Here is a 12,299-nt window from a genome sequence, read left to right as displayed (position 1 = left end):
CCACCGGCTCAGCGTCTCCCGCTCATCCTCAGTGAGCACCAGCTCCGCGACTGGCCGACCCGTCCGCGCCATCGAGCCAGACTACCAGCAATTAAGGCGCGGATTAACGACTCGGGACACTAGCTCTGAGTCTTGCGCTCGCTGCGCGGCGGCAGTTCGCGGAGCTGTCGCTGCAGCTCGGAGAGCTTCCACCTGCGGTGTCCGGACGGCAGCACGCGAGTGGGGCTCACATAACCCTGCTCGGCGTAGCGAATCAGCGTCATCCGGGAGACGCCGACCCGCTTGGCCGCGACCGCGGTGGTCAGCTCCTCCTCATCGGCGTCGCTCTCCGTCACAGCAGCCACCGTAAGCGGCGAGAAGGGCGACCTGAGCCTCCTGATCGATACTAGCGATCTGAGCGAGCTGGTCATTTTGGGCGATTTGTGCGACCCTTCGGCCATGAGTAGCACTCGGATGTGGAGCGAGTTCGCCGCGCTGCTCGGGACCATGCCCGACGTGGTCGAGCGACTGTCCGCGGTCCACCGACCAACCGCCGACGGCCGATGGTGTCGGGGCTGCACCAGGCCTGGCGGCGGAGCGCCACATGTCCGGTGGCCGTGCTCGATCGCGGCGCTCCTCGCACATGGCAGCCCGGCCAGACCCAGGTGATCATTGAACCGGGTGCGCAGGCGGGCCTGTCGAGCCTGACCCGATGCGTCGCGGGGTCAGGTACCCGGCTGTCGCCGATCGATCGGGCGCGCGTCCACGTCGATCAGGTGGGCCGGGCGACCAGCAGGGCGACGCTCTCGAAGTGGTGGGTCATCGGGAACGCGTCGAAGGCCCGCAGCTCGGCCAGGCGGTAGCCGCGCGCGTCGAACAGGGCGAGGTCCCGGGCGAGCGCCGCCGGGTCGCAGGCCACGTGCACCACGCGGTCGGGGGCCCGCGCGCACAGCGCGTCGACGAGCTCGCGGCCCAGCCCGCGCCGCGGCGGGTCGGCCACCACCACGTCCGGCCGGCCGGCGAGGGTGGGCAGCACGCGCTCGACGCGCCCGGTGCGCCAGCCGATCTGCGGCAGGTCGGCGAGCGCCGCCCGCCCGTCCGCGACGGCCGCGGCCGACGACTCGACGACGACGACCTCCCCGTCCGGCCCCACCTGCCCCGCGAGCACCGCCGCGAAGAGGCCCACCCCGCCGTAGAGGTCCCACGCCGTGCCGCCCGCGGGCGCGGCCGCCCACTCCGCGACCACCGACGCGAGCGCGTCCGGCAGCGCCGGGTGGACCTGCCAGAAGACGCCCGGCGAGAGCAGCCATTCGCGCCCCGCGGCGCGCTGCACGGCCGGGCCGGTTCCGGTGTGCACGACGCCCTCGGCGTCCACGGCGACCTCGACCTCGTCCCCCGGCGCGAAGCGGCGTTCGAGCACCGGTGGGAGGGTTCCGGCCGGGGCGATCGGGCAGTCGGCGATCGGCAGGACGTCGTGGCTGCGATGCGCCCGCAGACCGGGCCTGCCGTGCTCGTCGACGGCCAGCCGCACCCGGTGCCGCCAGCCGAGCGCGCCGCCGGGCAGCTCCTCGACCTCCACCGCCCGCTCGATCCCGGCGAGCCTGCGCAGCTGCTCGGCGAGCACCGCCGCCTTGAGCTCGCGCGCCACGGCCGGGTCGGCGTGCTGGAAGTCGCAGCCGCCGCAGCCGCCTGCCCGCGCCCACACGCACGGCGCCGGCACGCGGCCCGCTGCCGCCTCGCGCACCGCCACGGCGTCGGCCCGGCAGAACCCGCCGCCACCGTCCTCGACGACCACGGCGACCACCCGCTCCCCGGGCAGGGCGTGCCGGACGAACACCACGCGACCCTCGTGGCGGGCGACACAGTGCCCGCCGTGCGCGACCGGACCGACGTCGAGCTCCAGAACCCGGTCCGTCCAGTCGAGCGCCGGCCTCGAGGCCGTGGAGCTCATGGCCGCCGCCGCCCTGCGCCCGCCTTGGGCGCCGCCCCGGAGCCGCCGTCGCGGGCCACCGGCTCGTACCCGCGCCGGGACGAGCCCGGCGGGGTCTCCGGCCGCCGCCGCGTGACGATCCGCTCGGACGAGCGCAGCTGCCACGGCACACTCGTGACCATCACCCCCGGCTGGAACAGCAGCCTGCCCTTCAGCCGCAACGCGCTCTGGTTGTGCAGGATCTGCTCCCACCAGTGGCCCACGACGTACTCCGGGATGAACACGGTGACCACGTCGCGCGGGTTGTCGCCGCGGATCCGCTTGACGTAGTCGAGCACCGGCTTGGTGATCTCCCGGTAGGGCGACTCCACGACCTTGAGCGGCACCGGCAGCTTGCGCTGGTCCCATTCGCGCATCAGGCGCTTGGTGTCGGCGTCGTCCACGTTGACGGTGACCGCCTCCAGCCGGTCCGGACGGGTCGCCCTGGCGTACGCCAGGGCGCGCAGCGTGGGCTTGTGCAGCGTGGAGACCAGCACGATCGCGTGGTTGCGCGAGGGCAGCACGGCGTCGGTCTCCCCCGCCACCAGCTCGACGGCCACGCGGTCGTAGTGGCGCCGGATCGCCTCCATCAGCACGTAGAACACGACCATCGCGGCGATCGCGATCCAGGCGCCCCGGGTGAACTTGGTGATGAGCACGACGACCAGCACCGCCCCCGTCATCGCCGCGCCGAACCCGTTGATCACCCGCGAGCGCTTCATCCGGCGCCGGGCGGCGGCGTCGGTCTCGGAGGCGAGCAGCCGGTTCCAGTGGCGCAGCATGCCGGCCTGGCTGAGCGTGAAGGACGTGAAGACGCCCACCGTGTAGAGCGCGATCAGCCGGGTGACCTCGGCCTGGAACCCGACGACCAGCACGATCGCCACGGCCGCGAGCACGAGGATGCCGTTGGAGAACGCGAGGCGGTCGCCGCGGGTGTGCAGCTGCCGGGGCAGGTAGCGGTCCTGGGACAGGATCGACCCGAGCACCGGGAAGCCGTTGTAGGCGGTGTTGGCGGCCAGCACGAGGATCAGCGCCGTGAAGACCACCACGAAGAAGAACCCGGCCGGGAAGTCGTCGAACACCGCCTCGGCCAGCTGGGCGACCAGCGTCTCCTGCACGTAGCCCGGCGGGGCGTTGACGATCTGCTCGGCCGGCCGCTCGGCGATCTTCGCGCCCGTGAGCTGCGCCAGCGCGATGAGCCCGGAGAACATCACCACCGAGACGGTGCCCAGCAGCAGCAGGGTGGTGGCGGCGTTGCGGGACTTCGGCTTGCGGAACGCCGGCACCCCGTTGCTGATCGCCTCGACGCCGGTCAGCGCGGCGCAGCCCTGGGTGAACGACCGCAGCACGAGCATCGCCAGGGCGAGCCCGGTGAGCGCGTCACCCTGTGCCAGGAGCTGGACGTCGGCACTCGGCGCCCGCACGTCCTCGCCGAACACGAGGATGCGGGTGAACCCCCAGACGAGCATCGACCCGATGCCGAAGATGAAGGCGTAGGTCGGGACCGAGAACGCGACGCCCGACTCCCGCACCCCGCGCAGGTTCATGGCGGTGAGCAGCAGGATCGCGCCGACCGAGAACGCCACCCTGTTGTCACCGACGACCGGGATCAGCGCACCGACGTTCGCCGCGGCCGAGGAGATCGAGACGGCCACCGTGAGCGTGTAGTCGACGAGCAGCGCGCTCGCGACCGTGAGCCCGGCCCGGCGCCCGAGGTTGACCGTGGCCACCTCGTAGTCGCCGCCGCCGGACGGGTACGCGTGCACGTTCTGCCGGTAGCTCGTGACGACGGTGAGCAGGACCACCACGACCGCGAGGCCCACCCACGGCGAGAACGCGTACGCCGAGAGCCCCGCGACCGAGAGCGTCAGGAAGATCTCCTCGGGCGCGTAGGCGACCGAGGACATCGCGTCGGACGCGAAGACGGGCAGCGCGACCCGCTTGGGGAGCAACGTGTGGGAGAGACGGTCGCTGCGCTGCGGCCGCCCGACGAGTACGCGCTTGAGCGCGATGCCGAGCTTGGGCACCGGGGAAGCCTATACAGGGGGATGGTGAGCCGGCGGAGCCTGCGGGGTGGGTGAACACGGTGTGGTGGCCCGCTACGCGATAGCGTTCCCGCGAGCGGGGAGGGCAGTGCGGTGTACGTCGTGATCATGGGCTGCGGGCGGGTCGGAGCGGCCCTGTGCGCAGGGCTGGACCGCCTCGGCCACGAGGTCGCGGTGATCGACCGCAACCGGCAGGCGTTCCGCAGGCTCTCCCCCGAGTTCCGGGGCAAGCAGGTGGTCGGCGAGGGCTACCACCGCGAGGTGCTCGTGGAGGCCGGCGTCGAGCGGGCCCAGGCGTTCGCCGCGGTCTCCAGCGGCGACAACTCGAACATCATCTCCGCCCGGGTGGCCCGGGAGACGTTCGGCGTCGAGCGCGTCGTCGCCCGCATCTACGACGCCAAGCGCGCCGCGGTCTACGAGCGGCTCGGGATCCCGACCGTCGCCACCGTCCCGTGGAGCACCGACCGCCTGATGCGGATGCTGCTCCCCGACGGGGTCGCCTCGGCGTGGCGCGAGCCCACCGGCACCGTCGCGATCCTGCCGCTGCCCGTGCACGAGGAGTGGGTCGGCCATCCCATCCACGAACTCGAGGCCGCCGCGGGCTGTCGCGTGGCGTTCATCGTCCGGTTCGGCACGGGCGTGCTCCCCGGCCCGGAGACCGCGGTGCAGGCCGAGGACACCATCTACGTCGCGGCGGTGTCCGGCACGGTCAGCGACGTCACCGCAGCGGCCGCCGCGCCGCCCCAGGAAGGCTGAGTCGGATGCGCATCGCGATCGCGGGAGCCGGGGCCGTCGGCCGCTCCATCGCGCTGGAGCTGGTGGAGAGCAAGCACCAGGTGATGCTCATCGAGCGTGAGCTCGCCAACATCGACCCGGAGGCGGTCGAGCGCGCCGAGTGGGTGCACGCCGACGCCTGCGAGCTGGCCTCGCTCGAGGAGGCCGGGATGGAGAGCTGCGACGTCGTCATCGCCGCCACCGGCGACGACAAGGTCAACCTCGTCGTGTCCCTGCTCGCCAAGACCGAGTTTGCGGTGCGCCGCGTCGTGGCGCGGGTCAACGACCCGCGCAACGAGTGGCTGTTCAGCGAGAACTGGGGCGTCGACGTCGCCGTGTCCACCCCCCGGTTGCTCGCGGCGCTCGTGGAGGAGGCGGTGGCCGTCGGCGACCTGGTGCGGCTGCTGACGCTGCGGCAGGGCCAGGCCAACCTCGTTGAGGTCACGCTGCCCGCGGACACCCCGCTCGCCGGGAAGCCCGTGCGATCGCTGCAGCTGCCCGTCGACTCGGCGCTCGTGGTGATCCTGCGCGGCGGCCGCGTGATCGTGCCGCAGGCCGACGACGCCCTCGAACCGGGCGACGAGCTGCTGTTCGTCGCCACCTCCGCCGTGGAGGAAGACATCCGGGGCACGCTGGGGGTCTAGTACCGCAGCGGTAGATCGTGATCATGTCTCGGGTCGGCGGCGGCAGTGGCTGGTTCGGCCGCTGTGTCGGTGTCGGGTCGCCGGCCCAACTGGGCGGCAGCTCATCCGAGCGGCCCTGAGCGGCTGGTCGGGGTCTGCGCACGCGGCGGCGTGGGGTCGATGCCCGTCGATCCGCGGGCATGATCCGAAGTTTCGGTTGCCCATGGCTGTCACCACGACCATGGACGCCCGATACTTCGGATCTTGACGGAGAAGATCGCAGGTATCGAGAACGTGACCGGCGCCCGGCGGTCGGGTCTGTCTCGTCACGGGATCGGCTGCCGGTGGGCGCGCCCACCGGCAGCGAATCCCCTGGTCAGGCCGAGGCGATGACTGCTTCTGCGGAACGCACGACGCGGCTCGAACCGGTGTGGGACCTGGACATCCACCGACAGCACCGGGACGTCACCGGCTGGCCCGACACCCGGAACGCGACCCCGCACGGCGTCGACCGGCGGGAGGCGAGGACCGTGGGTGGGTGTCCGGCGCCGGCTGCTGGCGGCAGCCTGCGGACCCCACCCCACCAGCGACGCTGCGCGCTACGCCCTCGGAATCCGCACCGCGAGCACCAAACTTGCCTCGATCACACCGACCTCTTCGGCCCGAGCAAGCTAGGCCGGGGCGGCGTCGCGGCCCGCCCGGCGGACGGCCCAGACGGTGCCGAGCAGCGCCAGCCCGACGAGCGGGTAGCCCATGGCCAGCCGCGCGATGCCGAGCCACGTCTCCTCGTCGGCGTTGTAGAGCCAGCCCTGCACCACCACGCGGGAGGCGAACACGAGGGTCCAGAGCGCCGTGGCGAACGTGTAGGCGCGCAGCAGGCGGGGGTCGGCACGCCAGGACTGGCCGTCGCCGTTCACCGCGTGCCAGACGACCCCGGCGAGCGGCCACCGGACCGCCATCGACACCAGGAAGGCGAGGCCGCACGTCGCGCTGAAGAGCAGGCCGGGCAGGTAGAAGCCGCGGGCCTCGCCGGTGCGGTAGGCGATGAACGCCGCGATCCCCACGCCGAAGAGGCCGGACACGGCCGGCTGCAGCGCCTGCTTGCGGGCGATCCGCCACACCGCGGTGGCGACACCCGCCACCAGCGCGGAGATCACGGCCACCTGCAGCCCGAACGCGACGTTGGCCACGACGAAGACGACGACCGGGATGGTGGAGGCGACGAGGCCCTGCACGCCGCCCATCTGCTCCAGGAGGCTGGGCGTCTCGCGCTCCTCCCGCGGCTCGTCGGTCACCTGGCCGTCGGCCTGGGACTCAGAAGTGTGGCCTGGGGTCGGGCCGTGCGTCACGGTGCTCCTCGTGGTCGCCGTGCTGCTGAGCATGCCGGCGAACCGGCGTGGCCGAGGGTACCGGGCCGGCCCACGGGCCCGTTCGGGGGAATGTTGCAGCCCGTCACACCGTGTTGGCGGGGCAGATCTCGTAGAACGGGTTGTAGAGCACCTTGTGCCCGTCCCGGAGGGCGAGCCGGCCGCGCACGCGCATGGTGCGCCCCGGCTCGATGCCCGGGATGCGGCGCCTGCCGAGCCAGATCAGCGTGACGCCGTCGGTGCCGTCGAACAGCTCGGCCTCCAGCGAGGCCTCGGCGTCCTGCGGTCGGAACTCCACGCTGCGCAACCGGCCGAGCATCGTGACCTCCTGGCCGCATGCGCAGTCGGACGCGCGCTGCGCCCCGGACTTCTGCGCGCCGGCCTCGAGGTCGTCGGCATCCAGCTCATCGACGTCACTGGTCAGGCGGCGGAGCATGCGGCGGAACGCACCGCCATCGCTGCTGGTCATTTCTCCCCCAGCTCGCTCGGCGCCTCCACGCGAGGCCGGATATGTTCCCAATGTAACCCGCAGGAAACCCACTCCGCTGACCTCACCGGCGCCCTTTTCCGCAGGCCACGACGAGCGGTCGCCCGGTCGCGCCGTCCGGGCCGTGGTACTGCCCGGATCCGGCTCGGATGCCCGCTTCGTCCGGTCGGCGTTCGGGCCCGCGCTGCGCGTGTGGGGAATCACGCTCGAGGCCATGGCGCCGCGGCCCGGCGGGGACGTCGTCGCCGGGTACCGGGCGGCGCTGGACGCCGCGGCCGAGCGGCCCGGGCCGTTCCTCGTCGGTGGGATCTCCCTCGGCGCGCACGTCGCGACGGCCTGGGCGGCCGAGCGGGCACCCGCGGGGCTCACCGGCGTGCTGGCCGCGATGCCGGCGTGGACCGGAGCCCCCGACGGCGCACCGGCCGCCGCGGCGGCCCGGGCCACGGCGGCGCAGGTGCGGGCGGGCGGACTGGCGGCCGCGGTGGCGGCGGCCCGGGCGGGCGCGCCCCGGTGGCTGGCCGACGAGCTCGCGCGCGCCTGGGCCGGGTACGGGCCGGGGCTCGCCGACGCGCTCGACGCCGCCGCGGCCGAGCCCGCTCCCGACCCGGCCGCGCTCCGCTCGCTCACCGTGCCGGTGGGAATCGTCGCCCTCGTCGACGACCCGGTGCACCCGCTTGCCACGGCCCGTACCTGGGCCCGGGCGCTGCCCTGCGCCGCGCTCCGCACGACCACCCTCGGCGCGCTCGGCGCCGACCCCGCCGTCCTCGGGCGGGCCGCCGTGCCGGCATGGCGGCTGGCGGCCGAGCGGATCAGCGGCGGTGGCGGCGCCTAGGACGGTTCGGGTCCAGCTCGCTCAGCAGCGTCTCCAGCCGAACCGTGGGGGGCGACCCGTCGCCCACCCCGGAGTGCCGGCCGCTGTCATGCCGGTCGGCGTAGTCGTCGAGCGCGGTGGCCCAGCCCGCGTCCTGCTCCCCGGTCTCGGCCAGGTAGTCGGCAGGGCCGCGGCGGGTGCTCCGGTGCGGCGGGCCGCCGGGGCCGTCCGCCCAGGGCTCCGGCTGCGTCCGGTCCCGGGCGGGGGGCGGCGCCGATTCGCGCAGCCGACGCCGCCCGGTGCCGGAGAGCAGGTCCTCACCCGGATCGTGGTACCGCCGACCGCTCGGTTCCTGGTCGACGTCGTCCTGCGGGTCCCGCAACCGCCGCCGGCCCGGCGCCGTGCCGCCCGCCTCGGTTCCTTCCCACGGCTCCTGCAGGCGCCGTCGACCGGACGCCTGGTCGACCGGCCCGTTCATGCGAGCCGGCTCCCCCGCGCCTGCCTCGTCCCACGACTCCCGCAACCGGCGCCGACCGGTCGCCGAGACGCCGCTGTCCGCCGCGGCCGGGCCGGAGGGATCCGGCTCCCGCAGGTGCCGCCGGCCCGTCGCCGACACACCCGCGTCCGCCGCGGACGCACGCGGCGCGTCGTCCCACGGCTCTCGCAAGCGGCGCCGACCCGACGCTCCCGGATCCCCGTCGAGCGGTCCGGCCTCGTCCCACGGCTCCCGCAGCCGCCGCCGACCGGACGCGGACACGCCGGTGTCCGCCGCGGCCGCGGCGGTGAGCCCGGGCGCCTCGCCCAGCCGGCGCCGGCCGCCCGGCCCGCCGTTCGGGCCACCGCGCGCCGTCTCCCACGGCGGGGCCGCATCGTCTGACGGCTCCCGCAGGCGCCGCCGACCGGTCGCCGAGACACCCGTGTCCGCCACCGGCTCGCCCGGTTCCCACGACTCGCGCAACCTGCGCCGACCCGTGGCGGAGACACCCGCGTCGGCCACGGCCGGCCGCTCGGGGCCCGAATCCCGCGGCTCCTGCAGGCGACGCCGACCCGAAGCGGACACACCCGTTTCGGCGACCGGATCGCGCAGCCTGCGCCGCCCACCGGGCGCGTCGATCTCCCACGCTGCCGTGGCGCCGGGCACGCCGCCCGGCTCCTGGAGGCGGCGCCGACCGACCTCCGGAGGCGGCGGGTCGGCCGGGTACCCGCGGTCGGGCGGGGGCAGGTCCGCCGCGGGCTCGCGCAGCCGGCGCCGCCCGCCGGCCCGAGGCTCCTCGACCGGGGGTTCCGGCAGGCGCCGCCGACCGGGCGGGGGCGGTGGGGGCGGACCGGGCTCTCCCAGCCGCCGCCGGCCACCCGAACCCGGCTCGACACGACGCAGTGCTTCGGTCGGGAGCAGCGCCTCGGCGGGAGCTAGTGGTTCCCGCCGGAGGTTCGTCGGGGGTATCGGTGGATCCAGCTTCTCGCTGGGGGTGCCGGCGGGCAGCCCTCGTACCGGGTTGTACTCGGGCTGTTCGCCGGTGCGTCCAGCGGGGAGCTGGGCCGCCGAGACCCTTGGCGAACCTCCGGCGGGGACCACTAGGTCGGCCCGCGCCGCGGGCGTGACCGGCAGCGCCTCGGTGGGGGCCGGCTCGGCGACCGGACGGGCGGGGGGCTGCGCCTCCGCGGGCGGGGGCCGCTCGTCGCGGCGCACCGCCGGCCGGGTGCGCCAGGCCGCGGCGGCCGCCCGGCGCGCGGACGGCGCCTGCTCGCGCAGCGGCGCGTCCGGGCCCGGCCCGGAGGGGATCGTCCCGGCAGCGGGGAGGTCCCGGGCGGCGCTCCCGGCGTCCGGCCGGTCGGCGGCCGCGGCCCGGTCCTCCGCCGCCTGCTCGGCCAGCGCCTCGGCCGCCGCCTTCACCGCGGCGGCCGCGGCGGCCTTCCGCGCCGCCGCCCGCCGCGCGGCGGCCTTCTTGGCGGCCGCGGTGGCCGCGTCCGAGTTCGGGGGCGCCGTCTTCCCGGGTGCCGCCTTGCCCGGCGCCGACTTCCCGGCGCCCGCCTTCGCGGCCGACCGCTTCTTGGTTCCCGTGGCCGCGGGGGTGGCCGCGACCTCGGCCGCGAGGTGGTCGGGCACGGCGAGCGGCAGGATCGTGCGCACCGGGTAGGGCTGCGTCCCGCGCACCACGACGCTGCCCCGCAGCATGCGGCGCAGCTCGGCGTCGAGCGGGCCGGCCTGCGCGCTGGGGCCCGTGGCGACGCCGTAGAGCATCCAGCGCGCACCGTCCACCCCGACGAAGACGGACGTGGCGCCCCCGGACGTCGCGTGGAGCTCGCGCCCCCACTCGCCGCGGTACGACCGCACCCGCGCCCCGCCCTCGCGCAGCGATGCGTCGATCTCGCCGGCCAGATCGGGCCACAGCTTGGACGTCTTCGGGGCGGCGAGCGCGCTCACCGACAGCCGGCCCCCCGGCAGCGCGATGTGCACGGCCTGCATGCGGCCGTTCGCCGTGGGCTCGACGGTGACGGTGCCCTCCGGGGGCAGCGGCACGCGGATCGACCCGAAGTCGACGAGACCGGCCGCGTCGGTGAGCTCGGGATCGAGGTCACCACCGTCGTGCGGGCCGGTGGGCGGGATCGGGCTCTCGGTGTCGAGGGCCAGCCCGCCCCGGTCGGCCTCCCCGTCCAGCCGTACGCCGGAGCCACCTCTGCCGCGCCGCGCCACTACGGCCCGTCCCCGGTGTGCAGCCGGTCGTGCCCGCCGGTGGAGCCGTGGCCGCCCGCACCGCGTTCGGAGGCGGGCAGCTCCCCGACCTCGACGAACCGGGCGTGCTCCACCCTCTGCACGACCAGCTGGGCGATCCGGTCGCCGCGGCGCAGCCGCACCTCGTGCCGGGGGTCGAGGTTGATCAGGCAGACGAGGATCTCGCCGCGGTAGCCGGCGTCGACGGTGCCGGGGGCGTTGACGATCGACAGCCCGGCGCGGGCGGCCAGCCCGGACCGGGGGTGCACGAAGCCCGCGTACCCCCACGGCAGTGCGATGGCCACCCCGGTGCCGACCACCGCGCGCTCCCCCGGGGCCAGGACGACGTCGGCCGCGCAGTACAGGTCGGCGCCCGCGTCCCCGGGCCGTGCGTAGGACGGCGCGGGCAGCTCGGGGTCGAGCCGGGTCAGGAGCACCTCGACGGTGGGCGCCGAACGTTCTGGCGCCGGGACGAGCGGTGCGGTGAGCGGCTCGCGGTGGGGAGCATCGACGGGGCCGGGCACGACGGGCGAGGCTACCCTCGGGAAGTGTGAACGAGCACCCGGCCGCCACCCCGCCTGCGACGTCCGGCACCCCTCGATTCGACGAGCGGTTGTCCGTACCGCTGTGGTGGTACCTGCCGGCCCTCGGCCTGGCGGTGCTGCTCGGCGCCGAGGTGCACATGGGCTATCCGGGCATCCGGTCGTGGATCGGCTACGCGATCACGATCCCGATCTGCCTCGTGGCGCTGGTGTGGCTCGGCCACCTGCGGGTGCGGGTCACCGACGGCGAGCTCCGGGCCGGCGACGCCCGCCTCGCGCTGCGCCACGTCGGGCGGGTCGACGTGGTGCAGCGCAAGGACAAGCAGGCGGCGCTGGGCCCGGAGCTCGACCCGGCGGCCAATCTGGTGCACCGGGCGTGGGTCGGCCCGGTCGTCCGGATCGAGGTGACCGATCCGGACGACGACACGCCGTACTGGATCGTCAGCACCCGCGACCCCGACGCACTGGTGGCCGCCCTGGGCCGCTGACGCCCAGAACACGACGCGGCCCCGAACCGGAGTGCGGTTCGGGGCTGTTCGGTTCCCCTTGCGGGGGCTCAGGCCGCGCAGTCGCGGCAGATGAACTGTCCACCGCTGCTCGACGCGAGCCGGCTGCGGTGATGGACGAGGAAGCAGCTCGCGCAGGTGAACTCGTCGGCCTGCTTGGGCAGCACCTTGACCGTGAGCTCCTCGCCGGACAGGTCGGCGCCGGGCAGCTCGAAGCTCTCCGCCGTGTCCGACTCGTCGACGTCCACGACCGACGACTGGGCCTCGTTGCGACGGGCCTTCAGCTCGTCGAGCGAGTCCTCGGCCATGTCGTCGGTCTCGTTGCGCCGCGGCGCGTCGTAGTCGGTCGCCATCGTTCCCACCCTCTTACACACTGTCGTCGTCGTGCGGCTGGACAACGCCCTAGGGCCGGGGTTTGTGCCCGGCGATTCTGTGACGCGCGTCTCAACCCAGCCCCACTCGCGGCTGTGATGCGCTAACGCG

General features: G+C 74.9%; 12 protein-coding genes. 4 read left to right on the top strand and 8 right to left on the bottom strand.

Translation table 11 applies throughout. From position 1 onward, the window contains the following. Positions 1-119: 119 nt before the first annotated feature. The 3 genes from ACU436_RS18950 to ACU436_RS18940 all read right to left on the bottom strand — a co-directional run bounded on the left by ACU436_RS18950 (position 120) and on the right by ACU436_RS18940 (position 3,975). A complete protein-coding gene (locus ACU436_RS18950) occupies positions 120-335 on the bottom strand; it encodes a MerR family DNA-binding transcriptional regulator (RefSeq protein WP_459027000.1) in 216 nt (71 codons plus the stop codon). A gap of 416 nt (positions 336-751) precedes the next feature. Beyond that, a complete protein-coding gene (locus ACU436_RS18945) occupies positions 752-1,930 on the bottom strand; it encodes a class I SAM-dependent RNA methyltransferase (RefSeq protein WP_459026998.1) in 1,179 nt (392 codons plus the stop codon). Then, complete coding sequence (locus tag ACU436_RS18940; protein ID WP_459026996.1) at positions 1,927-3,975, bottom strand: APC family permease; 2,049 nt, start codon at positions 3,973-3,975, stop codon at positions 1,927-1,929. The genes ACU436_RS18945 and ACU436_RS18940 overlap by 4 nt, the downstream gene beginning before the upstream one ends. Positions 3,976-4,086: 111 nt before the next feature. On the opposite strand from ACU436_RS18940, the gene ACU436_RS18935 reads away from it, so the two are divergent. Together ACU436_RS18935 and ACU436_RS18930 are read left to right on the top strand one after the other, a co-directional pair. Beyond that, on the top strand, positions 4,087-4,749 hold the full coding sequence (locus tag ACU436_RS18935; protein ID WP_459026994.1) for a potassium channel family protein: 663 nt from the start codon (positions 4,087-4,089) through the stop codon (positions 4,747-4,749). Between the two features lie 5 nt (positions 4,750-4,754). Next, positions 4,755-5,411, top strand: coding sequence for a potassium channel family protein (locus ACU436_RS18930; protein ID WP_459026992.1), 657 nt, complete (start codon positions 4,755-4,757; stop codon positions 5,409-5,411). 650 nt (positions 5,412-6,061) lie between these two features. Here ACU436_RS18930 and ACU436_RS18925 read toward each other — a convergent pair. Together ACU436_RS18925 and ACU436_RS18920 are read right to left on the bottom strand one after the other, a co-directional pair. Further along, positions 6,062-6,685, bottom strand: a complete 624-nt coding sequence (locus ACU436_RS18925) for a DUF3159 domain-containing protein (RefSeq protein WP_459026990.1) — start codon at positions 6,683-6,685, stop codon at positions 6,062-6,064. Positions 6,686-6,842: 157 nt separating this feature from the next. Beyond that, positions 6,843-7,226, bottom strand: coding sequence for an OB-fold nucleic acid binding domain-containing protein (locus ACU436_RS18920; protein ID WP_459026988.1), 384 nt, complete (start codon positions 7,224-7,226; stop codon positions 6,843-6,845). Positions 7,227-7,368: 142 nt separating this feature from the next. On the opposite strand from ACU436_RS18920, the gene ACU436_RS18915 reads away from it, so the two are divergent. Further along, positions 7,369-8,076: an alpha/beta hydrolase gene (locus ACU436_RS18915; RefSeq protein WP_459026986.1), complete on the top strand. Its 708-nt coding sequence runs from the start codon at positions 7,369-7,371 to the stop codon at positions 8,074-8,076. On the opposite strand, the gene ACU436_RS18910 is transcribed toward ACU436_RS18915, so the two are convergent. Together ACU436_RS18910 and dut are read right to left on the bottom strand one after the other, a co-directional pair. Then, positions 8,054-10,750 carry a DUF3710 domain-containing protein gene (locus ACU436_RS18910; protein ID WP_459026984.1) on the bottom strand — a complete coding sequence of 899 codons (2,697 nt, stop codon included), beginning with the start codon at positions 10,748-10,750 and terminating at the stop codon, positions 8,054-8,056. The genes ACU436_RS18915 and ACU436_RS18910 overlap by 23 nt on opposite strands. Then, positions 10,750-11,205: a dUTP diphosphatase gene (gene dut, locus ACU436_RS18905; RefSeq protein WP_459027041.1), complete on the bottom strand. Its 456-nt coding sequence runs from the start codon at positions 11,203-11,205 to the stop codon at positions 10,750-10,752. The genes ACU436_RS18910 and dut overlap by 1 nt, the downstream gene beginning before the upstream one ends. Before the next feature lie 113 nt (positions 11,206-11,318). Between dut and ACU436_RS18900 the strand changes: the two genes are divergently transcribed. Next, positions 11,319-11,798, top strand: coding sequence for a DUF3093 domain-containing protein (locus ACU436_RS18900; protein ID WP_459026982.1), 480 nt, complete (start codon positions 11,319-11,321; stop codon positions 11,796-11,798). Between the two features lie 68 nt (positions 11,799-11,866). On the opposite strand, the gene ACU436_RS18895 is transcribed toward ACU436_RS18900, so the two are convergent. After that, positions 11,867-12,169 carry a DUF4193 domain-containing protein gene (locus ACU436_RS18895; protein WP_075949968.1) on the bottom strand — a complete coding sequence of 101 codons (303 nt, stop codon included), beginning with the start codon at positions 12,167-12,169 and terminating at the stop codon, positions 11,867-11,869. Positions 12,170-12,299 lie beyond the last annotated feature (130 nt).

The organism is Pseudonocardia wallangbongensis, from assembly GCF_054486945.1.
Note: the sequence above shows the minus strand (reverse complement) of the source record. Positions and strands in the feature narration are given on the sequence as shown.

Coding starts and splice junctions, on each gene's coding strand:
- ACU436_RS18930 (WP_459026992.1), top strand. CDS start 4,755: ATGCGCATCGCGATCGCGGGAGCCGGGGCCGTCGGCCGCTCCATCGCG.
- ACU436_RS18920 (WP_459026988.1), bottom strand. CDS start 7,226: ATGACCAGCAGCGATGGCGGTGCGTTCCGCCGCATGCTCCGCCGCCTG.
- ACU436_RS18895 (WP_075949968.1), bottom strand. CDS start 12,169: ATGGCGACCGACTACGACGCGCCGCGGCGCAACGAGACCGACGACATG.
- ACU436_RS18945 (WP_459026998.1), bottom strand. CDS start 1,930: ATGAGCTCCACGGCCTCGAGGCCGGCGCTCGACTGGACGGACCGGGTT.